Source organism: Amycolatopsis sp. WAC 04197, assembly GCF_003947475.1.
GTDB classification, from domain to species: Bacteria; Actinomycetota; Actinomycetes; order Mycobacteriales; family Pseudonocardiaceae; genus Amycolatopsis; species Amycolatopsis japonica.
The window spans coordinates 1,120,128-1,144,150 of record NZ_QHJK01000002.1; the positions used below are offsets into that span (position 1 = coordinate 1,120,128).

A 24,023-nucleotide genomic window follows, 5' to 3' on the forward strand; every position below is an offset into this window, starting at 1 on the left:
CCCGGACGTCCACCGGGGGAGGACGGCATCCGGTCGGGCGACGGCCGGGCCGATATGGGAATCTCGCTGCCGAGGCCATGTCCGGCGTGATAGCTCTATGGCGACGGGGCGAGGGACAAACCAGGAGGATCCAGGCGTGCGGTCACGGACCACAGCGGCACCCATGCTGGCGTGCGCGGCGGTGCTCCTCGCCGCCTGCAGCAACACCCCGCCCCCGCCCGTGGTCAGCTCCTCAGCCTCCCCGGTGAGCACGTCGACCACGAAGACGCCTTCGCAGGTCGTCGTGGGTGTCGACGACGTCCTCGGCGGCTACAACCCCCACAACCTCGCCGACGCGTCCCAGGTGACGTCGGCGCTCTCGCAGCTGCTGCTCCCGTCGGTGTTCCGCCCCAAGGACGACGGCAGCTTCGAACTGGACAAGAACCTGATGAAGTCCGCCGAGGTCGTCTCGCAGCAGCCGTTCACGGTCGCGTACACGATCCGCCCGGACGCCTCCTGGTCCGACAGCGCGCCGATCGCCGCCGAGGACTTCGCATACCTCCGCGAGGCGATGCGTGATCAGCCAGGGGTCATCGGCGCCGCCGGCTACCGGCTGATCTCGGACATCCAGTCGCGCGAAGGCGGCAAACGGGTCGAGGTCACCTTCTCCAAGCCGTACCCGGGCTGGCAGACGCTCTTCGACAACCTCCTGCCCGCCCATCTGCTCAAGGACGCCCCGAACGGGTGGCAGGGCGCGCTGGCGACGGCGTTCCCGGCCGTCGGCGGCCCCTACTCGATCAAGGGCCTCGACACCGCGCGCGGAGAGGTCACCCTGGAGCGCAACGAGCGCTATTGGGAGAAACCCTCCGCCCTCGACCGGATCGTGCTCCGTGCGGCCGACCGGGAGGGCACACTGGCCGCGCTGCGCAGCGGCAACGACCAGTTCGTGATGACCAGGACCGACGGCAACGGCCTCAAACGGCTCGGTGAGCTCGGCTCCGCCGTCCAGCTGCACACGGTCGCGCGTCCCACGGTCGCGCAGATCCTCCTGCGGCCGGTGAGTTCGACGCTGTCGGATCCGAAGGTGCGCGAAGGCGTCACCGCGCTGATCGACCGCGGCAAGCTGATCACCGAGGCGACCGACGGCGGCCCGTCGGACAAGCTCCGCGCCGACGCCCAGGCCCGCGTCCCGTCGGCCCCCGGTTTCCAGCCGACGATCCCGGCACCGGGCCCGCCGTCGGCCGCCGACCCGGTCAAGGGCGAGGAACTGCTCAAATCCGCCGGATACACCAAGGAAGCCGGAACCTGGCGGAAGAACGGGAAGAACCTTTCGCTGGTCGTCGCGTCGCCCGCCAAGCAGGAGCCGTACGCGACGATCGCCAAGGAACTGACGGCGCAACTGGTGGCCGCGGGGATCGAGGTCAACGCGATCGCGCCGCAGCCGAGGGAACTGTTCTCGACCCTGCTGGCCATGCCGGTGCTCAACGGCGTCCAGCAGACGACGCCGGAGGGCGCTGGCAACGTCGGCATCGACATCGCGGTGATCGGCCAGGTCACCGGGGGCGCGGACGTCGCTTCGGCGCTGGCGTCCACGTTCGGCTGCCGACCCGATCAGCTCACCGAGAAGACCAAGGCCGTCGTCCCCGGCAACCCGCTGGGCTTCTGCGATCCGGCCCTGCAGCCGTCGATCGACGCCGCGCTGACCGGCGCCACCCCGGTCGCGGACGCGCTTTCGGCCCTCGAACCGGAATTGTGGCGCCGGAATGTTGCCATTCCGTTGTTCCAGCTGGCCGATACCCTCGCCATCGGCTCTGGTATTTCCGGAGTAACCGCTGGTCCTCCTATGGTGGGCCCTTTCGGGTCGGCGGTGAACTGGACGAGGGGTCCGAAGTAGCCGTTTCGAGTCCGAGTCCGACCCTGGAGGGTGACCTTTCCCGGCACGTTCGAGTGGCGGACTGATTCCTCAAGGTAACCGGCGTATTTCTTGAAGTCAGCCGCAAGTTACCCTTTGGTCACGATCGCCCCGGAACTGGTGACTGTTCGTGCATTTCCTTTCTAGCGTGCACCCGCAGTGCGCCAAATGAGTGTCGCTTGGCGTGTCATAGGCTCCGGGCCATCTCACCGGAGCGGTGTGGGGTCCTGTTCCGATCTCAGGAGCCCAGTGCTAGGAGGGCACACTTCATGAGGAAGTCCAAGGCAGTCTCCGCCTGGTCGCTGGTCGCGGCCTCCGCGCTTGTGCTGAGCGCATGCAGCGGTGGCGACAGCGGCAGTACCGACCAGAACGGGTCGTCGACCGACATCAAGAGCATGGCGGTCGGCAAGGCGCAGAACGGCGAAAACTTCAAGCTCGCGGACACCCCGGGGTACGAAGGCACCGTCACGGTGGGCATCGACGACGGGTACTCGGGCTACAACAACGACACGCCTGACACCAACACGTCGTACAACACCTACATCCTGACCGCCGTGCTCGCCGGCGCCGATGTGCTCGACGGCAACAACAAGGTGCTGCTGAACAACGACGTGTTCGACTCCTGGGAGGTCACCTCCAAGTCGCCGCAGACCGTCGTCTACAAGATCAAGCCGAACGTCAAGTGGTCGGACAACGAAGCGTTCGACTGCGACGACATGTACCTGTCGTGGCTGGCGCACTCCGGCAAGGCGAAGACCGCCGACGGCAAGCAGGCCTTCCTCGCCGCTTCGACGACCGGCTACCAGCTGATCAACGAGGCGACCTGCAAGGACGACCTGACCTTCGAGACCAAGTACACCGAGCCGTACCTGGACTACAAGGGCCTGTTCAACTCGACCGCGATCATGCCCGCGCACATCGTCGAGAAGAACTCGGGCGTCGCCGACATCACCAAGCTGACCCCGACCAGCGACGCCGCCCAGCTCACCAAGGCCGGTGACTTCTGGACCAACGGCTTCAAGGGCTTCAAGGCCGACGTCATGCCGGCTTCGGGCCCGTACAAGATCACCGCGTTCGACGCCAACCAGAAGGCCGTCACGCTCGAGAAGAACCCGAACTGGATCGGTGGCAAGGGTGGCCCCTCCAAGATCGTCGTGAAGGCGATGGAGGACACCAAGGCCATGGCGACCGCGCTGCAGAACGGTGAGATCGACGTCGCCGCTTCGACCCAGCCCGACGCCACCGCGGCCAACACCATGAAGGGCCTTTCCGCCCAGGGCATCACCTACGGTTCGGCCTCGCAGCTGACCTTCGAGCACATCGACCTCAACTACGGTCGTATGTTCAAGGACAAGGCCCTCCGCAAGGCGTTCTTCGAGGTCGTCAACCGCCAGGAGATCACCGACAAGCTCCTCAAGGAGGTTCAGGCCGACGCGACCCCGCTGAACAGCATCGTGTTCATGCCGGGCGAGCAGGGCTTCAAGGACCTGTACAGCAGCAAGGCCGGTCTGGGCGCCGAGGCCGCGGCCAAGACGCTGACCGACGCCGGCTGGGTCAAGGGTGGCGACGGTATCTTCGCCAAGGGCGGCCAGCGCGCGTCGTTCAAGATCTCGCACAACCAGAACACCCGCCGTCAGCAGACCGTCGAGATCATCATCTCACAGGCCAAGGCCGCCGGTATCGAGATCACGGACGACCAGGACGCCAACTTCCTGAAGGGTGGCCGTCTCGCGGCCAGCGACTACGACGCCGCGCTCTTCGGCTGGTCCGCCGCTCCGTTCAAGGCCGAGCAGAAGTCGATCTACATCACCCGTGTCGACGACAGCAGCCAGAACTACCAGGGCCTGTCGAACCCGACGATCGACTCGTCCTTCGAGGCGGCCGTGAAGGCCACCGACGAGGCCGTGCAGCTGGAGAACTACCAGAAGGCCGACCAGGCGATCGCGGACGAGTACGCGACGCTGCCGCTGTTCCAGACCCCGTCCATGTGGGCGTTCAAGGGCATCGACCGCACTTACATGCAGTCGTACAACGGTGTCCTGTGGAACGTCGGTGAGTGGGAGCAGAAGAAGTAGGGCCTTCCGCCCCGCTTTTTCACCACTCGCTTACGCGATCCTGGTGGTACGGGGGCCCGGCCACAAGCCGGGCCCCCGTACCCGCCGGAAGTAGCTGTTGACCGTAGGGTTACCGCCACTACGGTGGACAACCGGGCAGCGGTCCAGCACTTCGGCGACCAGGCCCGGATGAGGAGCAGTTCGTTGAACCTGGTGATCTACATTCTTCGCCGTCTGGCGATATCGATTCCCGTCCTGTTGGTCGGGACTTTCCTGTGTTTCGTCATGGTCGCCGGCACCGGTGACCCGCTCGCCGAGATGAAGAGCAACCCGGCGATGAGCAAGGAAGCCATCGCGCAGATGGCCTCTCAGCTCGGGCTGGACCAGAGCATCGTGCCCCGGTACTTCACATGGCTCGGCAACTTCGTCACCGGCGACTGGGGCGTGTCCATCGCACAGGGCAACGCGCAGGCCCCGGTGTTCCCGAAGGTCATGGCCGCGTTCGAGGTCACCTTGAAGCTCGTGGTCGGAGCCGAGATCCTCGCGCTCATCCTCGGCGTCCTCGTCGGTGTGGTCGCGGCGGTCAAGCAGTACTCGATCATCGACTACATCGCCACCACGCTGGCCTTCCTGCTGTTCTCGATGCCGATCTTCTGTGTCGCCATCGTGCTCAAGCGGTACGCGATCGAGTTCAACGGCTGGGTGCGCGACCTGGGACTGTCCGACGTGCTCGGCAATCCCTGGATCCGCACCACGAGTCCGGAATCGCTGAATTTCGACGGTCCAGGCGGATTCCTGGCCAGTTACGTCGGCGCCTATCTGTTGCCGACACTGTCCATCATGGCCATCAGCTTCGCCGCCTACAGCCGGTTCCAGCGCGCTTCGATGCTGGAGACGCTGAACGCGGACTACGTGCGGACCGCGCGTGCGAAGGGACTCGCCAACGGCCGGGTCATCTTCCGCCACGCCTTCCGGAACGCGCTCATCCCGGTGACCACGCTGTTCTCCGTCAACTTCGGTGCCGTGCTCTCGGGCGCGATCATCACCGAGACGGTGTTCAACTGGAATGGCATGGGCAAGCTGCTCGTCGAAGCCGTGACCAAGAGCGATACGCAGGTGATGATGGGGTGGCTGGTACTCATCGCCAGCAGCATCATCATCGCCAACCTGATCGCCGACCTGATGTACGGCATCCTGGACCCGAGGATTCGCGTTGGCTGACTTGAACTCCCTTATCGCGGCGGAAGGCTCCAAGTCCGCCGACGGCACGCTCCCGGAAGAGGCGCTGCCCGAGCCCCAGAGTCAGGGCAAGCTGGTCCTGCGCAAGTTCCTGCGGCACAAGCTGGCCATGATCTGCACCGGCGTCCTGCTGCTGCTCGTGCTGACGGTCATCATCATGCCGATCTTCTGGCCGCACAGCTACGAGGACAGCTCCTTCCCGTCCTTCGCCAAGCCCAGTGCGGAGTATCCGCTCGGGACGACGCAGGTCGGCAAGGAAATGGTGTCGCAGATCCTGCGCGGCACCCAGTACTCGCTGCTGATCGCGCTCATCGTGTCGCTCGTCGCCACCACCATCGGTACCGTTTTCGGTGCCATGGCGGGGTACCTGCGCGGCTTCACCGACTCGGCGATCTCCCGCGTGACGGACCTGTTCCTGATCGTCCCGCAGATCGCCGCGGCCGCCATCCTGGCGAAGGTGTTCGGCGGTGGTAGCTGGTACATCGTCGCGATGGTGCTGGCGGCCTTCGGCTGGATGCCGATCGCCCGTATCGCCAGGGCGGAGTCGATGTCGCTGTCCCAGCGCGAGTTCGTGGACGCCGCCCGCGCGTCCGGCGCCGGGACGTTCCACATCGTGTTCAAGCACCTGGTGCCGAACATGGTCGGCCTCATCACGGTCAACGCGACCCTCGCGATCGCGCAGGCCGTGCTGATCGAGGCGGCCCTGTCCTTCATCGGGCTCGGGGTGCAGCTGCCGGACACTTCGCTCGGCCGCGTCATCCTCGAGAACTACGCGCAGCTGCAGGCGCGGCCGGCGCTGTTCTTCGGCCCGTTCATCGTGCTGGTGCTGATCTCGCTGACGATCAACTTCATCGGTGACGGCCTGCGGGACGCTTTCGACCCGCGGCAACGCAAGATGAAGGCGTAAGGCCCCTTTAGCGCGTGAAGGCCCCCTTCCCTCGGCTCAGCCGCGGGAAGGGGGCCTTCACGCGTTTCAAGACACGCGAGATACGGCTCCAATCACGCGTGACACGGCTCCAGACACGCGAGTGCCGTCCAGATACACGAAGGCCCCCTTCACCGCGTCTAGCGCGGCGAAGGGGGCCTTCACGTAAGCGTCAGTCGGCCACCGGGGCCAGCTTGCCCGCCTCCCAGGCCGCACGCCGCTCGGCCTGCAGCACCGGGTCCGCGACCGGGGCGGCCGACAGCAGCCGACGGGTGTACTCCTCGCGCGGCGAGTGCAGCACCTGGTCACGCGTGCCGACCTCGACCAGCTTGCCGTGCTGCATCACCGCGACGCGGTCGGCCAGCAGGTCGACGACCGCCAGGTCGTGGCTGATGAACAGGCAGGCGAACTGCAGCGAGCGCTGCAGGTCCAGGAACAGGTCCAGCACGCGGGCCTGCACCGACACGTCGAGCGCCGAGGTCGGCTCGTCCGCGATCAGCAGCGCCGGGTCGAGCGCGAGCGCCCGCGCGATGGCGACGCGCTGGCGCTGGCCGCCGGACAGCTCGTGCGGGTACCGGTTGCGGTAGTGGCCGCCGAGCTCGACCTTGTCCAAAAGGGACGCCACGCGCTCGTTCAGGGCCTTGCCCTGCAGGAACTTGTGCAGCACCATCGGCTCGGCGATCGATTCGCCGATGGTCATCTTCGGGTCCAGTGTGGACGCCGGGTCCTGGAACACGATCGAGAAGTAGCGGCGCAGCGGGCGCAGCTCCTTGTTCGACATGTTCGTGATGTCCTTGCCCGCGATCGACACGCTGCCCGCGGTCGGGGTCAGCAGGCGGATCGCGCAGCGGCCGACGGTCGACTTGCCGGAGCCGGATTCGCCGACCAGGCCGACGATCTCGCCCTTGGCGATGCTCAGCGAGACGTCGTCCACCGCGCGGTTCTTCGCCTGGCCGCGGCGGCCGGGGTACTCCAGCACGAGGTTCTTGATCTCGAGCGCGGGCGCGTTCTCCTCGATCACCGCGGCGAGCTCGGAGTCCTCCAGCCGGATCTCCTCGGCGATCTTCGTGGCCTCGTCGCTGTCGGCGGAGATGCCTTCGTCGTCGAGCAGGCGGCGGCCCTCGGGGCGCTGGCCGAGCACGGGCACCGCGGCGAGCAGCTTGCGGGTGTACTCCTCCGACGGCGACGCGAACAGCTCGCGCACCGGCGCCTGCTCGACGATGTTGCCCTGGTACATCACGACCACGCGGTCGGCGAGGTCGGCGACGACGCCCATGTCGTGCGTGATCAGCACGATCGCGGTGTTCAGGGTGTCGCGCAGCTTGCGCAGCAGGCCGAGGATCTCCGCCTGCACGGTGACGTCGAGCGCGGTGGTCGGCTCGTCGGCGATGATGACCTTCGGGTCGCACGAGATCGCCATCGCGATGACGACGCGCTGGCGCAGACCGCCCGAGAGCTGGTGCGGGTACTGCTTGAAGCGCAGCGGCGGGTTCGGGATGCCGACCATCTCCAGCAGCTCGATGGCGCGCTTGTCGGCGGCTTCCTTCGAGATGTCCTGGTGCGAGCGGAGGGCTTCGCGCAGCTGCCAGCCGACGGTGTAGACCGGGTTCAGCGCGGTCATCGGCTCCTGGAAGATCATCGCGACCTGGTTGCCGCGGATCTTCTGGAGTTCCTTCTCCTTGAGGTCGGCGAGGTTGCGCTCGCCGAGGCGGAGCTCGCCGGCGATCCGGCTCGTCTTCGGGAGCAGCCCGAGCACCGACATCGAGGTCACCGACTTGCCGGAACCGGACTCGCCGACGACGGCGACGATCTCACCCGGCTTGACGTCGAAACCGATGCCCTTGACGGCGTCGACCACGCCGTCGTCGGTCGGGAACGAGACGCTCAGGTCGGAGATGGACAGAACCGAACCCGACACGCCGCCGAGGTCCGACGATGCTGCTTCAGTGCTCACCAAGATGCCCTTCGTGGGGGTACATATGGTCACGGCACGGGCCATGACTCGCGCGAGGATAACCGAGAGTCGCCCGACTAAGGTCGGTCCTCTCCGGCTTCCGTTCCCGACACCCTATAAAGGAAAGCGCGCCGTGTTCGAATTAGTCTTCAAGCCGTGATCTCCGACCGGCCCAAATTGCTCCTGGTGCACGCCCATCCGGACGACGAAAGCATCACCACCGGTGGCACCATCGCGCGTTACGCCGCGGAAGGTGCCGAAGTGACCGTCGTCACGTGCACTCTCGGTGAGGAAGGCGAGATCATCCCGCCGTCCCTCGACGGGCTCGGTTCGTGGGCTTCCGATCAGCTCGGCGGCTATCGCGCGGGCGAGCTGGCGTCGGCCTGCGCGGCGCTGGGCGTCACCCGGCACCGGTATCTCGGCGGCATCGGCCGCTGGCGTGACTCCGGGATGGCCGGGACGCCGTCCGCGGCCCATCCGCGCGCGTTCTCCGGCGGCGACCTCGGCGAGCAGGCCGCTCAGCTCGCCGAGATCCTCGACGAGGTCCGGCCCCAGGTCGTCGTCACCTATGACGCCTTCGGTGGTTACGGGCATCCCGACCACATCCGCGCGCACGAGGTCACGATGGCCGCGGCGCCGAAGGCCGCGTCGGTCGAGCGGGTGTTCCATACCGTCTCTTCCCGCGACGCCGTCACGGCCGGGCTCGCCGCGCTGCGCGGGCGGTCGTCGTTCCGGGTCCCCGAAGACGGCGAACTGCCGGTGACGCCGGACGAGACCATCACGACCGTCCTGGACGTCGCCGCGTACATCCCGGCGAAGGCGGCCGCGCTGCGGGCGCACGAGACCCAGGTCAGCGTGCCCGCCCCGCCGCATCTCGCCGACCACTTCGCGCTGAGCAACGACGTCGCGCAGCCGATCACCCCGGACGAGTACTTCGTCCTAGCCCACGGGCCCGCCGAAGGCGCCGCGGCCGATCTGTTCGGAGGGCTCGCGAAGTGAGCACGCCGCTCACGTCACGGCAGCGGCTGCTGCTCGCCCTGCTGACGTTCGACGCGTTCCTGCTCGGCCTGCTCGAATTGTTCTTCCTGCCGCTCCGCCTCGACGGGATCGTGCTGCCGAAGCTCGGGGACGCGCCCGTCCCGGTGACCACGGTGCTCGCGGTGATCACGACCCCGCTGCTGGTGCGGACGACCGCCAAAGTGGTCCGGCCCACCTTTTCGGTGATTCCGTTGCTCGTCTGGGTACTCGTCGTACTCGGGATGGGCATGGCGGGCCCCGGCGGTGATCTGGTGCTGATACAGGACTGGCGGGCGCTGCTGCTGATCGGCGGCGGGGCGCTGCCGGGAGCGCTGGCGCTGGGCGGAGGCCTGGGCGCCGCGCCGAAGGTCGCGAAGGGAGTCAGCGGTGGGTGAAGCGATTTCGGACCGCCAGGTCGTGGCGGTGCTGCGGCCGTTCGTCCGCGCCTGCGGGCCGATGGTCGACGCGCTACGGGACGCGGATCCGTTCGGGCTGCAGGCCAGAGGCCGTCGCCACGAGGATCTGGACGGCGTCGAACCCGGGCTGAAGGACAAGCTGCTCAACGGGATCACCTCGGTCAAGGTGCCCGGCACCGCGGCGTGGGCCGAGATGTCGAACTACCAGCGGACCGACTGGTGGGTGAACCGGGTCGGCCGGTTCACCGCGCTGATCACCGCGATCCCCGGTCTCGGCGGCGCGCTCGCCGACCGGCTGCCCGTGCAGGACGCGCTCGGTTCGGCGGCACAAGGGGTGCTGTTGTGCGCGATCGCGGGGGAGTACGGCGTGACCGACGTCGGCGCCCGCGTCCGGCTGATCGCGTGGGTGCTGTTCGAACGCGACATCGATCCGGTGATCGCGGCGGGCAAGCACGCCGAACACGACAAGGCCGCCGAAGACGACGAAGCGGCGAAGCTCACCGAAGAACTCGACGACGCGAAGAAGAAGCACGGCAAGATCACCTTGAAGGCCGCCGCGGGCACGCTCTGGCGGCTCGGCCGGGGACTGCTGGCCATCGTCGACGAACTCGAGAAGCGGCCCCGCGGCCGCCTTTTCCACCGTGCGCTCGGGAAGCTGCCGGTGGTCGGCATGGCGGGCGACTACCTCGGCGAGCGGTCCGGCCTCAAACGCGTCTGGAAGCGGGCGCACGAATGGTTCACCGCACACCCGGACGGCGAGCTCACTTCCAGAACATGAACGCGTCCTGGCCGTACATGGCCGCGAGCTTGAACCCGCCGACGGCGTCGAAGATCGCGAAGGACCCCTGCCACAGGAGCCTGCTCGCACCGTCCACGAGGAACAGCACGGCGAACAACGCGATCGGCGCCCACGGCCGGGCCTTCGCGCCGAATTCCCGCGCGCCGGGCGAGAGATACGGCTCGATCGCGCCCCAGCCGTCGAGACCGGGGATCGGCAGGATGTTCAGGATGAACGTGACGATCTGAAGCAGCGCCAGGAACGAAAGCCCGATCACGAGACCGGACGACATCGGCACGAGCGCGACGACGAGGGTCAGCAGGACGCCGACGCCGAGGTTGCTCAGCGGGCCGGCGAGCGAAACCCACGACTGGACCCCGCGCGACCGCAGGCGCCCGTGTTCGATCCACACCGCGCCACCCGGCAGCGGGATGCCGCCGATGAAGAGGAATACCAACGGCAGGATGATGGACAGTGCCGGATCCGTGTATTTCCGGACGTCCATGGACAGGTAACCCTTGTGGGCGACGCTGTGGTCGCCGCCGCGGAACGCCACGATCGCGTGACCGAACTCGTGCAGCGTCAGTGACGCGACCCAGCCGCCCGCGACGAGCAGGACGACGCCGATGATGATGAGCGGGTCGTACTTCTGGCTGGAAATCGTCGTCGTGTCACCGAAAGCCGCCAGCACACCGCCCAGGACGGTGACCGCGAGGATGCCGAGGAAGATCGGGCTTGGCCGCACTGCTGATCTCTGCACCCCTCCAGTCTTCCGTATGCCCGATGTGAAGTTGTCGGCGTGTCCCCTTGCGCGATGAGGCGTGAGTATCCCCCGAACTCGCTACTCCGCTTGACCTGACCGCACTACACGGGTGTAATCACAGTGATGTCATTCGTCGCTGGAAGGGGGCGGCGGATGGTGTTTCAACACCGCCAGCCTGGGGAGTGCGTGGACAGCGAGGAGGCGGACGTGCGGTTGGAAGCAGATGGAAGGGAATGGGGGCAAGTCGTGGGTTGGGGTGAGGTCCCGGAGCAGCAACTGGGAGATCTCACCGAGCTTTTCGACGATGCCTCCGCGGAAGAGCAGGACTGGCAGGAACGGGCCCTCTGCGCGCAGACGGACCCGGAGGCGTTCTTCCCCGAGAAGGGCGGCTCCACCCGTGAAGCCAAGCGGATCTGCCTCGGTTGCGAGGTCAAGGACGAGTGCCTCGAGTACGCCCTCGCGCATGACGAGCGGTTCGGTATTTGGGGCGGGCTCTCCGAACGTGAGCGTAGGAAACTGAAAAAGCGAGCTGTGTGACGGCGATCTCCGGCGGCCTCGGGCACCGGAGATCGCTTCCGTTCGCTTCCATATCGTGGGGCCACCAACGGGTGACAGGGTCGCGTCGTAGGGTGGCGGCACTCGACTTCGCCGCCACATCTGGAGTGCCCGTTGTCTCGCACTGCCGCGTCATCTGTGCCGCGCACGGCCCCCGTTCTGGCCATTGTGGTCTGTCACAACGGCGAGAACTGGTTGCCACTGGCGCTTTCCGCGCTGCGGCGCAGCGGTGTTCGGCCGCGGCACGTGCTCGCCGTCGACACCGGATCCACCGACGGGACCGCGAAGATCCTCGCCGACGCGGCGGCCGACGGCGATGCGCCGGTCTTGGACGGGATTCTCACACTTTCCGGTGAAGTCGGCTTCGGTGCCGCCGTCGGCGAGGCCGTCGAGCACGCCGTCGAACGCTGGGGCGACCCCGGCGGTTGGCTCTGGCTGCTGCACGACGACTGCGCGCCGGAACCCGGCTGTCTCGAAAACCTGTTGGCAGCGGCCGAAAACGAGCCCGCGGCGACGGTGCTCGGCCCGCTCGCGGTCGACTGGAGCGACCCGCGCCTGATCGTCGAAGCCGGTCTGTCGACCGACGCCATCGGCCATCGGCAGCAGATCTCACCGGATGAGAACGACACCGCCGTCCTCGCCGTGCCGAGCGCGGGATCACTGGTGCGCCGGGAAGTCTGGCACGACCTCGGTGGCTACGACCCCGGCTTTCCGTTGCTGCGCGAGGATCTCGACTTCGGCTGGCGGGCCAACGCCGCGGGCGGCCGCGTGCTTTCGGTGCCGTCGGCCCGGCTGCGGCACGCCCGCGCGCTCAGCACCGGGCAGCGCGAACCCGATGCCCTCGGCCTTTCCCTCGCGACGGCGAACCGCGCGCACGGGCTCCGGGTGTTCCTCGTCAACTGCCCGCCACTGTCCTTTTGGTTCGGCCTTTTTCGAATTCCGGTCTTCGCGGTGTTGCGGGCGCTCGCGTTCCTGCTGCTGCGGCGCACCGGCGAGGCGGGCGCGGAACTCGCGGCCACCTGGCACCTGTTGCGCGGTCGCGCCGGACTGCGCGCCGCCCGCGCGGAACGCCGGAAGACCGGTCGGCCCGGCAAGGTCGGCGGTTTGTTCACCGGACGGATGACGCGGGTGCGCAACGCCGTGCGCGCCGGTGTCGTCGGCCTCGTACGGCGTGGCGTGGAACGGGATTTCGCCCTCGGGACGGTGCCGGAGGGCGTGGATCAGGAAGGCGCCTGGATCCCGCCGGAGGCGTTGAAGGCCGGGCAAGATCGGCCGGTCGGTCCCGGCGCGCTGCCCGCGGGCGCGATGCGCGGTGTCGGCTCGCGGGGGACGGGCCTTCGACGGCCCAGCGCGGTCGTCGCGGTCGCGGTTCCCGAAAAGCCCGCGACGGAGGGGCCGAAGCCGTCGCCGGTGCCGCGGGACGGCGGGCCGCGGCCGGAACCGGAACTCGTCTTCGTGGAGGTCGACCGGAAGCGGGTGCTCGGCGCGACCGTGTTCGCGCCGCCGGTGATCGTGCTCGTCGTGCTGACGGCGCTCGCGTTCGTGGTCAACGGATCCCGCCTCGGGCTCGATCTCTTCGGCGGGAAACTGCTGCCCGTCGGCGGGCTCGGCGAGATCTGGTCGTCGTATCTCGCGCCGTGGCACGCGATCGCCGGCGGGACGGCGAGCCCCGCGCCCGCGACGCTGCCGGTGCTGGGCACGATCGGCGCGATCTTCACACCGATCGGCGGTCCCGCGGCGCTGGTCGCGATCCTGCTGATCGGCGACATCCCACTCGCCGCCCTGAGCGCGTACGTGGCCACTCGGCACCTTCGCGTGCGTCGCTGGGTGCGTGCCGTCGCGGCGGCGGCGTACGGCGTGCTTCCCGCGGCCACGGCTTCGGTCGCGCAGGGACGGCTCGACGTCGTCGTCGTGCATCTGCTGCTGCCTTTGGTGATCGCGGGGATCGTGGGGTTGCTGGTCCGCGCGGACTCGCGCTGGCTGCACGTTTCCGCGCTGAGCGCGATCGGGCTGGCGCTGATCGGCGCCTTCTCCCCGCTGGCGCACGCGCTGGCGCTGGTCGGGCTGGTGATCGGCTTCGTGGTGCTGCCTTCGCCGACCGGCCTCGCGCGGCGGATCGCGTCGGTCGGCATCGTGGTGTTCCTGCCGCTGGCGTTGTTGCTGCCGTGGCCGAGTGTGCTGCTGCGGCATCCGGAACTGCTGCTGCACGGGCTCGGCGGTGGCGCCATGGCCGCGTCCGGCGCCGACCTCGCCGGGCTGGACCCGGGCGGCCCCGGCGCCTGGCCGATCGGCGTGGCGCTGGTCGCGGCCGCGATCGTCGCGCTGGTGGTGCGGCCGACGAAGAGCGCGGGCGCCGGTGTGGCGGTCGTCGTGCTGGGCGCGCTCGGGCTCGTCGCGGTGCGGTTCGTGGCGGTGACGCCGATGTCGGGCGGCGCGCACGCGACCGGGTACGCCGGGGTGCCGCTGCTGGTGATCGGCGCGGGTCTGTTGTGGACGGTGCTGGCGACCTGGCAGCGGGGCGGATCCGGGGTCGAGCCCGCGCCGTGGCTGGCGAAGGTCACGGCCGTGGCCGGGGTGCTCGTGCTGCTGGCGCTGGTGACCGGCGCGGTCGTCGCCGGACGGGAAGGGCCCCTGCGGGCGGGTGAGCGTCCCTCGCTGGCGCCGGAGATTTCGGCGGAACTGGCTGCGAGTGGCCGCTCGGTGCTGGTGATCGGTGACGTCGCCCGGCAGACCGGCGGTCGGTTGCCGAGTTTCGGCGACGACGAGTTCGCGCCGACGCCGGGCAGCGCCGATCGGCTGGCTTCGTGGCGCCGGGACCTCCTGCAAGGCTCGCCGGACGCGGTGAAGCAGGCCTTCGCCGCCGCTTTGGCTTCAGGGGTGTCGTATGTCGTGCTGCCGAGCGGCGCGGATGGTGGCGCCTTCGTCGAACTCGCGCGGGACCTGGTGGTTTTGGCCGCGCCGACCTCGGACGGGCGTCCGGTGCTGCGGTTGCTGCCCGCCGGCGGGCAGGTGGCGCTGATCTCGCCGGAACTGGCTCAGGCGGCCGTGACCGGGAAGGGCGCGCCGGGAGCGTCACCCGGGGTGGCGCCGGTGCAGGCCGGGCTGCCGGACGTGCGGGTGCGCGTCTCGGAAGGCCCGACCGGACGGCTGCTCGTGCTGGCCGCGGAGTTCGAGGCGGGCTGGCAGGCGAGCGTGGACGGGAAGGCCGTGCCGATCGTGCGGGCTTGGGGGCATCAGGTGGCGGTCTCGGTGCCGGCCACGCCTTCGGAGGTCGTGGTGGAGCATCAGGGGACGACGCGGAACCTGTTGCTGCTGGCGCAGGTGGCGGCGGTGCTGTTCACGCTGCTGACGGCTGTTCCTACGCGGCGGCGTCCTTCTTGAGCTTGCGGGTTGTCCTGAAGGCCCCCTTTGAGACGTTGAGCGTCCCTCAGGAGGCCTTGGCGGCGCCCAATGTGGCATTGGGGACGCTCGGTGCCCCCAATGCCACATTGGGAACCCCCGAGCCACCTCCCACGAGTTGTCCACAGCCCCTTCCCCTTGTGGACAACTCCGCCCTCCGGCGCCGTTTCCGCAGGTCCCGTCGGTGGGCGGCGATACACTGGGCTGGGGACGCCCCCCGGGGAAGGGCGGGGGCTGGGTACGGGGTGGAGAGGGAGTGGCGAGGGGGGTCAGTCGCCTTCGATGACGTCGGGTTCGACGCCCAGGTAGCCCGCCACCTGCTCCACGAGGACGTCGTGGACGAGTTCCGCGAGTTCGCCGGGGTCCTTCGCGCGCGCTTCGAGGGGGCGGCGGTAGAGGACGATGCGGGCCCGCGTCGGGAGGCCGGCGCGGTCGACGCCGGCGGGTACGAGCCGCGACAGCGGGACGGCGCCGTCGTGCAGCACGCCGTCGACTCCGGCCGGTGCGCCATCCGAGCGAACTTCGGGGACGTCGTCGACGGCGACGTCGAGCTTCGTCAGCTCGTGCCGCCACCGCGCTTCGATCGGTTCGAGCGCGTCCAAAACCAGCGCGTCGAACCTTTCCGCCCTGCTAGCGGCGGCGGGAAGGGTCGACGGATACAGCGCTCCGCGCAGGCCCCGGCCGTGCCGGTCCCGTCGCATCCGCCGTCGCTGTCGGGAATCACGAGCCGTCGCCACGAACCGAAGGGTACGCGCTCGGCGATTCAAAGCGCGTGTCGCCGGTACGCCGGGCTCGCGACGCGCTATCGTTCTCGATCGTGCGGAGCGTACGAAAGTGTTCGCGAACGGGTTGTCTCGAACCCGCTGTCGCCACGCTCACGTATGCCTACAGCGATTCGACGGCCGTGGTGGGCCCACTGGCCACCGCGAGCGAGCCGCACTCCTATGACCTCTGCGAGGCACACGCCCTCCGGCTGACCGTGCCCAAGGGCTGGGAAGTCGTCCGGCACGAAGGCGCCTTCGCCGCCCCGGACCCCTCCGCCGACGAGCTGACCGCGCTGGCCGAGGCCGTGCGCGAGGCCGGCCGCTCCGACAAGCCCGCACCCGAGCCCGAACCCGAAGGACCCTCGGGCAGGCGCGGCCACCTGCGCGTCCTGCCCGGCCGCGCCTGACGCGAGAGCTCGCCGGTAGGCTTTCGAGCGCGCCAGAGGGCGTTGTAACGAGACTATTGGCGGGGAGCAGGCGTGCCAGACCTTTCGGGCATCGTGAAGGCCTACGACATTCGCGGCGTGGTCGGTGAGCAGCTGGACGCGGCACTCGTCCGCGACCTCGGATCGGCGTTCGCCCTGTTGATCAAGCCGGAGTCCGACTCCGTGGTGATCGGCCACGACATGCGCGACTCCTCGCCCGAGCTCGCCGCCGCCTTCGCCGACGGCGTGACCTCGCAGGGCCTCGACGTCGTGTCGATCGGCCTCGCCAGCACCGACCAGCTGTACTTCGCGTCCGGCTCGCTCAACCTGCCCGGCGCCATGTTCACCGCCAGCCACAACCCGGCGAAGTACAACGGCATCAAGCTGTGCCGTTCCGGCGCCGCCCCCGTCGGCCAGGACTCGGGTCTCGCGGAGATCCGCGACACCGTTGAGCAGGGCGTGCCCGCCTTCGCGGGCCAGCGCGGTTCGGTGACCGAGAAGGACGTCCTCGCGGACTACGCGGCGTACCTGCGCAAGCTCGTCGACCTCTCGGGCAGCCGTCCGCTGAAGGTCGTCGTCGACGCCGGCAACGGCATGGGCGGCTACACCGTCCCCACGGTCTTCGCGGGCCTGCCCATCGAGGTCGTCCCGATGTACTTCGAACTCGACGGCAACTTCCCGAACCACGAGGCCAACCCGCTCGACCCGAAGAACATCGTCGACCTCCAGGCGAAGGTGCGCGAGGAAGGCGCCGACGCGGGTCTCGCCTTCGACGGCGACGCCGACCGTTGCTTCGTCGTCGACGAGCGCGGCGAGCCCGTCTCGCCGAGCGCCATCACCGCCCTGGTCGCCGTCCGCGAGCTGGAGAAGGAGCCGGGCGGCACCATCATCCACAACCTGATCACGTCGAAGGGGGTCCCGGAGATCGTCGCCGAGCACGGCGGCAAGCCGGTGCGCACCCGGGTCGGGCACTCGTTCATCAAGGCCGAGATGGCCAAGACCGGCGCGATCTTCGGCGGCGAGCACTCCGCGCACTACTACTTCCGCGACTTCTGGCGCGCCGACACCGGCATGCTGGCCGCGCTGCACGTCCTCGCCGCCCTCGGCGAGCAGGCGGGCCCGCTGTCCGAGCTGACGGCGGAGTACTCGCGCTACGCGGCCTCCGGCGAGATCAACTCGACCGTCGACGACCAGGTCGCCCGCATGCTCGCGGTCAAGGACGCATTCGGCGCGCGTGACGGCGTGGAGATCGACGAACTGGACGGGCTCACCGTGCAGCTCCCCGGCGGTGGCTGGTTCAACCTGCGCCCGTCCAACACCGAGCCGCTGCTCCGCCTGAACGTCGAGGCCGCCGACGCCGAGGCCGTCCGGGCGCTGACCGAAGACGTATTGGCGATAGTCCGTGGGTAACGAATGTGTCGTGAAAACACACATAGAGATGTCCCACAGGTAGGGAGTAACCATGGCCGTCACGTTCGACGCACAGTTGCTGGAGATCCTGGCCTGCCCGTCCCCCGATCACGCGCCGCTGCGGCCGGGGACGCCGGCCGATCCGGACGCCGATTCGCTGACCTGCACGGAATGCGGTCGCGTGTATCCGGTCCGTGATGGAATCCCGGTACTGTTGCTGGACGAAGCCACCGAGCCGACGACCCCGGATGGCGCCCATGCCGACGGTCCCTGACGATTCCCTGCTCGACGACCCCGCGAGGCTGGCCGAGGCCGACACCGCGGGGCTTCTCCGTGCCGCCGCGATGGCGGGCGCCCAGGTCCGGGCGACCGCCGAAACCGCGGCCGAACTCGAGCTGAGCGATCGCCTGGACGTCGGGCGCCCGCGCTCGCTCGTGCTGATCGACCGGCCGGGGGTCAGCCGGACGCTGACCCGGCTGGTCGCCGCGCTCCTGACCCCGTCGTGCCCGGTGCCGGTGGTCGTCGCCGAGGTGGTGCCGAGCTGGATCGGCGCGCTCGACGTGGTCTTCGCGCACACCGACGACGCCGGTGACCGCGAGCTGGCCGCGTCATTGGAACGCGCCGCCCGCTTCGGCGCGACCGTCGTGCTGTCCGCGCCCGCCGAAGGCCCGGTCGCGGCCTCCGTCGCGGGCAAGGGACTGCTGCTCGCGCCGAGGCTCCCGGTGCCGCCGGAGATGGCCTTCCCGCGCGGGCTCGCCGCGGCCCTGCTCACCGCGAACGCCCTCGGTCTGCTGGTGGCCGACCTGGAGCAGCTCGCGGACCATCTCGACGCGGAAGCCGAGAAGGACTACCTGGCCAGGGAGTCGTTCGCGAACCCGGCCAAGGCGATGGCGCTGAAGCTGGCCGAGCGCCAGCCGCTGCTGTGGGGGCTGGACCCGGTCGCGGTCGCCGTCGGCGAGCACGCGGCCCACGCGTTCGCCGCGCACGCCGCCGTCGTCTGTGACGTGGAGGACTACCGCCAGGCGCTGGCCAGGCCCGCTTTGCGGCGGGCGGCGTTGTCCGGCGGCGTGGATCGCGATATCTTCGCGGACCCTGAGGAGGGGGCCGGCGCGACGCCGAGGGTGCTGCTCCTCTCGGTCCGGACCGGGCCCGCCGCGGAGGCGGCCCGCTATCAGGCGGAAGACCTGCTGCCCGGCGGCGACGTGATCGCCCCGGCCGAAGAGATCGAAACGGACGAGATCGTGCGTGCGGCCGTTCTCGCCCTGCGTTTCGAGCTGGCCGCGGTCTACCTGGGGCTGGCCGTCGGCAGCATCGGCGGCGCCGGGAGGTACACGCCTGCAACGGCGTGAGTCCCGAGCGCGACGTAAGCAATGAGGGCCGGCACCACCCGTGCCCGGCGAGGAGTTGAGGTGACAGTGGAGCTGCTGCGCAATGCCGTGCGGCCCTACGCGTGGGGGTCCAGAACGACGATCCCCGAGCTGCTGGGGCGTCCGGTGCCGGCGCCGCATCCGGAGGCGGAACTGTGGATGGGCGCCCACCCCGGCGACCCGTCCCACGTCATCGGCCCGGACGGCACCGAGCGGAGCCTGCTGGAGCTCGTCGAAGCCGATCCCGTCGGCCAGCTCGGCACGACCTGCGCCGGCCGCTGGGGCGGCAGGCTGCCGTTCCTGCTGAAGATCCTCGCCGCCGAAGAGCCGCTTTCGATGCAGGCGCACCCGTCGGCCGCGCAGGCGGCGGAGGGGTACGCGCGCGAGGAGTCGGCGGGCATCCCGCGCGACGCCTCGAACCGCAACTACCCGGACCCGACGGCCAAACCGGAACTGGTCTGCGCGCTGACGGAGTTCCACGCGCTCGCGGGCTTCCGCGACCCGGAACGGACGATCGCGCTGCTGAAGGCGATCGAGACGCCCGGGCTGGCGAAGTACGCGGTGCTGCTGGAGGCCCAGCCGGATCCGGCCGGGCTGCGCGCGCTGTTCACCACGTGGATCACGCTGCCGCAGGCCGCGCTCGACGAGCTGCTGCCCGAGGTCCTCGATTCGTGTGTGAAGCACGTCCAGGAACGCGGCGAGTTCGACGTCGAATGCCGGACCATCCTGGAACTCGGCGAAGCGCATCCGCGCGACGCGGGGGTGCTCGCGGCGCTGCTGCTCAACCGGCTCACGCTCAGCGCGGGCGAGGCGATCTACCTGCCCGCCGGCAACCTGCACCTGTACCTGCACGGCACCGCCGTCGAGATCCTGGCGAACTCGGACAACATCCTGCGCTGCGGGCTGACCCCGAAGCACGTCGACGTGCCGGAACTGCTGCGCGTCGTCGACTTCGCGTGCGGGGAGATGCCGGTCCAGAGCGGAGAGCGCGAAGAGCGGCTGTCGGTGTACCGCACCGACGCGCCGGAGTTCGAGCTTTCGCGGATCGAATGGGAGGCCGGGGACGACGGCGAGGTCGCCGTCCACGACGTCGGCCCGCAGATCCTGCTGTGCACCGCGGGTGGCCTGCTGGTGACGGCCGACGACGGCGAGCAGGTCGAACTCCGCCGCGGCCAGTCGGTGTGGCTCCCGGCCGCCGATCCGGCGGTCCGCGTGCGGCCGCTGTCCGGTGAACGCACCCAGGTGTTCCGCGCCACCGCCGGCACCTGCTGATCCTCCTCCCGCGTTTCGTCCTCTGAATGCGGTCCTTGCGCGCGCAAGGACCGCATTCAGAGGACGAAACGCGGGCTTGGCCGAAGTGTGTGCGTTCCGTGTGGCGGCTTCCGCGACTATCGACCGAAGGGGTGACCCGGCGCTTGGCGTCGGCTCCTCCCGGACATCGATAGCCAAGGAGCGACAGCAGTGACTTCCCATCCCGGCGCGGCGAGCGGACGTGCTTTCCGGGTGCCGGTTCCCGTGCGCCCCACCGTCCTGCTCGCCGCGCTCGGATTCGCCGTCGTCACCGCGCTCGTCCCGGTCGTCGACCTGGTCCTCCCGGTACCGAGCGGCCAGGAGCTGGTCGGCTCGGCGCAGGCGATGGCGGGGCTCGCCGGTGACGCGATCGAGTCGGTCAAGGCCGCGGGGAGCGGTCTGCAGGAGCTCGCGGCGGGTGCGGAGAGCAGGCTGAACCTCCCGCTGGTCGTGCTCGTCTCGCTCGGCGCGCAGGTGCTGCTCACCGCCGCGCTGGTGGTGATGGGCACCCAGCCCGTCCGCGTGATGCTGACCGTCGCCGGACTGATCAACATGTTCGCGGTCTCACGGCTCGGGGCAGCGTCGCCGCCGGTGTGGGACGCCGTGGCCAACGGCGTGCTGGCGATCACGCTGGCCTGGTTCTCCGCCGCACGGCGGGAACCACGGCACGCCGCCCGGTGAAGTGCAGGTGACTTCCGGGTGGTGCCCGTCTGAGGGGTCGGGCACCACTCGGTCAGGCCGGGGCGGGTTCGGTGAGCGACAACAGCAACCGGACGAGGGTCGAAGCGTTGGCGTCGTGGGGGACTTCCAATCGCTTCGCCTCTTCACCCGCCGCCTCGGCCGCTTCTGTTTCCCCGACGGCCTCGTACGCCCTGCGCAGCACGTGCAGGGTGAGGCCGGTCGCCGGTTTCCCGCCCATGGCGCGGAATTCGTCGAGACATCGGTGCAGAACGGGGATCGCGCGGTCGGCCCGGCCGTCGCCGATCCAGCTCGCCGCGATCGCGCGGGTGCAGGAAAGCTCTCGCGGCCGTTCTTCGAGCGCTCCGGCCAGGCGCCGCGCGTTCTCGTAGGCCTTCACCGCGCCGTCGCGCCGCCCGGCGCCGGCGAGGATCGCGCCCTGGGTGCGCAAAGACTTCGCCAGCGCCGATTTCGCCGTCGTCCGGCGAAGGACACGGACCGATTCCTCGATCGTCGCCAGGGCCTCCTCCTGGCGGCCGTCGAGCATCAGCGACCACGAAAGCCCTTGCAGGGCAACGCCGAGCTGTCGGTCGTCGGCGGATTCCCGCGCCTGGGCGAGGATCCGGCGATCGATCTCCAGCGCTTCGGAGATCTTGCCCAGCCGGTGCAGGGCGGCGGATTCCGCTCGTCTCGCGTGGGTCCCGGAATCCTCCACAGTGGACATTTCGCGGGCCTGGGTGGCGGCGTGCAGCGATTCCCCGGCCCGGCCGAGCCCGACCAGGCAATGCGCCAGATTGGTCTCCACCCACGCCCGGGTGGCGAGATCGCCCAGCTCCGCCAAGTCCTTCGAGCACGCGCGATAACCCTCGGCCGCGCGTTCGTACTCACCGCGAACATGCAGCAGTACCGCCAAATTCGCGTCCGCGATGACGGCGATGTGCCGGTCGTCCGCCTCACGGGCGGCGTCGCGCAACGTCTCGTAAGACGTCCGCATGTCGGTGTAATGACTGTGCAGGTACAGGTACGCGCTCAGTCTTTCCAGTACCAGCAACGCTTTCCGCCGCCAGCCCACGGCGCACAGGGACGAGACGGCGGAGACCAGGTTCGCCCGCTCCACGGAGAACCAGGTGCCGGGATCACGCAGCAACCGCTCGACCAGCTCCGCGTCCAGCGGCTGCGCGGGGACGTCGTGCTCCGACAACGGCATCGGCACCGTCCTCGGCAGGCGGCGGGCCGCCGTGTCGGCGAGGCACAGCGCCGCGTCCGACACCTTCGCGACGGTGGCCACCCGCTCGGCACGGGTTTCCAGCTCCCGGCCGAGTTCCGTGGCGAACACGCGGACGAGGTCGTGCACGCGGAACCGCTGCTCGCCCGTCGGGTCGAGGCCGGTGGCTTCGAGCAGGCTGGCCTCGACGAGTTCGTCGATGGCCTCGTCGGCGCCTTCGTCATCGATGAGCGTCGTCACCGCCCACGCGGGCAGGTCGAGGGTGCGGCAACGGCCGATCAGCCGGAACGCGCGCCGTGCCGCCGGGCTCAGCGCCTGATAGCTCAACGCGATACTGCCGCGGACCTGGAGATCGCTGACCTGGAGCTCGTCGAGGCGCGAGACCTCGTCCTCCAGCCGCCCGGCGAGCTTCCCCAGCGGCAGGCCCGGCCGCATCGCGAGCCTGCTGCCCGCGATCCGCAACGCCAGCGGGAGATTGCCGCAGGCCTTGGCGATCCGTTCCGCGTCCGCGCGTTCGGCGCCCACGCGATCCGGCCCGGCGAGGCGGGCGAGCAGGGTCATCGCCTCGGCACCGGACAGTGGCGCGAGGGGGAGACGATCCGCCCCGGCGAGCCCGGAAAGCCGTCGCCTGCTGGTGATCAGGACGGCGGTGCCCGGTGTGCCCGGCAGCAGCGCGCGGACCTGCTCGGGGCTGGCGGCGTCGTCGAGCACCACGAGGACCCGGCGATCGGCGAGACGGCCTCGATAGACCGCAGCCCTGGCTTCGACGTCGTCCGGGATGGCGGGCCCGGTGACACCCAGCGCGCGCAACAGGTCGCCGAGGACGTCGGAGAGGTCGCGAGGGTCGGAGGCGCCGGCCAGCGGGACGAACAGCTGTCCGTCCGGAAAGGACCGGCGGAGCCTGTGCGCGGTGGCGACCGCGAGCGTGGATTTGCCCGCGCCCGGCTCGCCGGTGACCACCGCGACCGGGACCCCCGTGCCGTCGCCGAGCAGCCCGGAGAGCTTCGCGATCTCGCTCTCGCGGCCTGCGAGATCCGCGATGTCCGGCGGTAGCTGGCAGATCGGGAAGATCGGCGTGGCCTTCGCCGAGGGCACCGGATCCTCACCGCGCAGCACGGCGGCGTGCACCCGGCGGACCTCGGCGCCGGGCTCCACGCCGAGCTCCTCGACGAGGGTGGCGCGCAGCTCGCGGTGGACGGCCAGCGAATCGGCCTGCCGTCCGGCGCGGTGCAACGCGATCATCAGCTGCGCGGCCAGCCGCTCGCGCAACGGATGTTCGGTGATCATCGCCTGGAGTTCGCCGGTGAGCTCGCCGTGCCTGCCATCGGACAGCTCGGCGTCGACACAGTCTTCGAAGGCGGCCAAGCGCTCCGACTCGAGCCGGGCGACGTCGGCGTCGAGCCGGGGGATGTGCAGCCCGGACAGGACCGGCCCGCGCCATTCCGCCAGGGCCCGGCGGTAATGCCCCGCGGCCGACGCCGGATCGCCCGCCCGCGCCGCGGCCTTCCCCGCCGCGGCGGCTTCGCGGAAGGACAGCAGATCGAGGTCGGCGGGCGCGACGACCAGCCGGTAGCCGTGCGGATCCCGCTCGATCTCCAGCCCCGCGAACCGAGCTCGCAGGCGGGAGACGTACGTGTGCAGATTCGAGGAGTACGACTTCGGCGGAGTATCCGGCCAAAGCGTCTCGACCAGGGCGTCGACCGGGACGGACGAGTTCGCGTTCAGCAGCAGGACGGCCAGCAGGGCACGCTGATGATCGCCGCGCGGCGTGGTGCGCCGCCCGGGCGGATCCTCGATCGTCAACGGTCCGAGCACGCCGAATCGCGGCACGGGCACCTCCCCAGGTCATGAGAGGGGCGAGACTAGCGAGGGG

19 protein-coding genes are annotated in these 24,023 nt (G+C 69.7%); 15 read left to right on the top strand and 4 right to left on the bottom strand.

All coding sequences use genetic code 11. The annotated features are described in order from the left end of the window. Positions 1-163: 163 nt before the first annotated feature. The 4 genes from DMC64_RS12705 to DMC64_RS12720 all read left to right on the top strand — a co-directional run bounded on the left by DMC64_RS12705 (position 164) and on the right by DMC64_RS12720 (position 6,091). On the top strand, positions 164-1,873 hold the full coding sequence (locus DMC64_RS12705) for an ABC transporter family substrate-binding protein (RefSeq protein WP_125733714.1): 1,710 nt from the start codon (positions 164-166) through the stop codon (positions 1,871-1,873). A 287-nt stretch (positions 1,874-2,160) separates the two neighbouring features. Then, complete coding sequence (locus tag DMC64_RS12710; RefSeq protein WP_037340957.1) at positions 2,161-3,966, top strand: ABC transporter family substrate-binding protein; 1,806 nt, start codon at positions 2,161-2,163, stop codon at positions 3,964-3,966. Positions 3,967-4,149: 183 nt separating this feature from the next. Continuing rightward, entirely contained in the window at positions 4,150-5,166 is a 1,017-nt protein-coding gene (locus DMC64_RS12715; RefSeq protein WP_037342474.1) for an ABC transporter permease, read from the top strand. Continuing rightward, a complete protein-coding gene (locus DMC64_RS12720) occupies positions 5,159-6,091 on the top strand; it encodes an ABC transporter permease (RefSeq protein ID WP_125733609.1) in 933 nt (310 codons plus the stop codon). Before DMC64_RS12715 ends, DMC64_RS12720 begins: the two co-directional genes overlap by 8 nt. A 190-nt stretch (positions 6,092-6,281) precedes the next feature. Here DMC64_RS12720 and DMC64_RS12725 read toward each other — a convergent pair whose 3' ends face one another. Next, the gene (locus tag DMC64_RS12725) at positions 6,282-8,063 is read right to left on the bottom strand and encodes an ABC transporter ATP-binding protein (protein WP_052120758.1); all 1,782 of its coding nucleotides are present in this window, start codon (positions 8,061-8,063) and stop codon (positions 6,282-6,284) included. 156 nt (positions 8,064-8,219) lie between these two features. Here DMC64_RS12725 and mshB point away from each other — a divergent pair, with 156 nt between their 5' ends. From mshB to DMC64_RS12740, 3 genes are read left to right on the top strand one after another with little or no spacing between them, the layout of a single operon-like run. Beyond that, positions 8,220-9,062: an N-acetyl-1-D-myo-inositol-2-amino-2-deoxy-alpha-D-glucopyranoside deacetylase gene (mshB, locus tag DMC64_RS12730; RefSeq protein WP_037340958.1), complete on the top strand. Its 843-nt coding sequence runs from the start codon at positions 8,220-8,222 to the stop codon at positions 9,060-9,062. Next, on the top strand, positions 9,059-9,475 hold the full coding sequence (locus DMC64_RS12735; RefSeq protein ID WP_125733610.1) for a hypothetical protein: 417 nt from the start codon (positions 9,059-9,061) through the stop codon (positions 9,473-9,475). Before mshB ends, DMC64_RS12735 begins: the two co-directional genes overlap by 4 nt. Beyond that, on the top strand, positions 9,468-10,274 hold the full coding sequence (locus tag DMC64_RS12740; RefSeq protein WP_037340963.1) for a hypothetical protein: 807 nt from the start codon (positions 9,468-9,470) through the stop codon (positions 10,272-10,274). Before DMC64_RS12735 ends, DMC64_RS12740 begins: the two co-directional genes overlap by 8 nt. Here the strand turns inward: DMC64_RS12740 and DMC64_RS12745 are convergent. Next, complete coding sequence (locus tag DMC64_RS12745) at positions 10,258-11,019, bottom strand: site-2 protease family protein (RefSeq protein ID WP_038508544.1); 762 nt, start codon at positions 11,017-11,019, stop codon at positions 10,258-10,260. The genes DMC64_RS12740 and DMC64_RS12745 overlap by 17 nt on opposite strands. A 171-nt stretch (positions 11,020-11,190) precedes the next feature. Between DMC64_RS12745 and DMC64_RS12750 the strand changes: the two genes are divergently transcribed. Together DMC64_RS12750 and DMC64_RS12755 are read left to right on the top strand one after the other, a co-directional pair. Then, positions 11,191-11,574, top strand: coding sequence for a WhiB family transcriptional regulator (locus DMC64_RS12750; RefSeq protein WP_007028952.1), 384 nt, complete (start codon positions 11,191-11,193; stop codon positions 11,572-11,574). Positions 11,575-11,706: 132 nt separating this feature from the next. Beyond that, the gene (locus DMC64_RS12755; RefSeq protein ID WP_233629632.1) at positions 11,707-14,973 is read left to right on the top strand and encodes a glycosyltransferase family 2 protein; all 3,267 of its coding nucleotides are present in this window, start codon (positions 11,707-11,709) and stop codon (positions 14,971-14,973) included. Between the two features lie 287 nt (positions 14,974-15,260). Here DMC64_RS12755 and DMC64_RS12760 read toward each other — a convergent pair whose 3' ends face one another. Next, positions 15,261-15,692 (bottom strand): metallopeptidase family protein, encoded by a 432-nt coding sequence (locus DMC64_RS12760; RefSeq protein WP_005150818.1) that lies wholly within the window; start codon positions 15,690-15,692, stop codon positions 15,261-15,263. Between the two features lie 116 nt (positions 15,693-15,808). On the opposite strand from DMC64_RS12760, the gene DMC64_RS12765 reads away from it, so the two are divergent. The 6 genes from DMC64_RS12765 to DMC64_RS12790 all read left to right on the top strand — a co-directional run bounded on the left by DMC64_RS12765 (position 15,809) and on the right by DMC64_RS12790 (position 20,928). Next, the gene (locus DMC64_RS12765; RefSeq protein WP_073848429.1) at positions 15,809-16,162 is read left to right on the top strand and encodes a DUF3499 domain-containing protein; all 354 of its coding nucleotides are present in this window, start codon (positions 15,809-15,811) and stop codon (positions 16,160-16,162) included. Between the two features lie 72 nt (positions 16,163-16,234). After that, positions 16,235-17,590: a phosphomannomutase/phosphoglucomutase gene (locus DMC64_RS12770; protein ID WP_037340978.1), complete on the top strand. Its 1,356-nt coding sequence runs from the start codon at positions 16,235-16,237 to the stop codon at positions 17,588-17,590. Between the two features lie 52 nt (positions 17,591-17,642). Beyond that, on the top strand, positions 17,643-17,864 hold the full coding sequence (locus tag DMC64_RS12775) for a Trm112 family protein (protein ID WP_037340979.1): 222 nt from the start codon (positions 17,643-17,645) through the stop codon (positions 17,862-17,864). Next, entirely contained in the window at positions 17,848-18,939 is a 1,092-nt protein-coding gene (locus tag DMC64_RS12780; RefSeq protein WP_037340981.1) for a hypothetical protein, read from the top strand. The genes DMC64_RS12775 and DMC64_RS12780 overlap by 17 nt, the downstream gene beginning before the upstream one ends. A gap of 66 nt (positions 18,940-19,005) precedes the next feature. Continuing rightward, the gene (gene manA, locus DMC64_RS12785; protein WP_016337106.1) at positions 19,006-20,229 is read left to right on the top strand and encodes a mannose-6-phosphate isomerase, class I; all 1,224 of its coding nucleotides are present in this window, start codon (positions 19,006-19,008) and stop codon (positions 20,227-20,229) included. A 189-nt stretch (positions 20,230-20,418) separates the two neighbouring features. Continuing rightward, positions 20,419-20,928, top strand: coding sequence for a hypothetical protein (locus tag DMC64_RS12790; protein WP_125733611.1), 510 nt, complete (start codon positions 20,419-20,421; stop codon positions 20,926-20,928). Positions 20,929-20,980: 52 nt separating this feature from the next. On the opposite strand, the gene DMC64_RS12795 is transcribed toward DMC64_RS12790, so the two are convergent. Beyond that, positions 20,981-23,980: a BTAD domain-containing putative transcriptional regulator gene (locus tag DMC64_RS12795; RefSeq protein WP_125733612.1), complete on the bottom strand. Its 3,000-nt coding sequence runs from the start codon at positions 23,978-23,980 to the stop codon at positions 20,981-20,983. Positions 23,981-24,023: the final 43 nt, after the last annotated feature.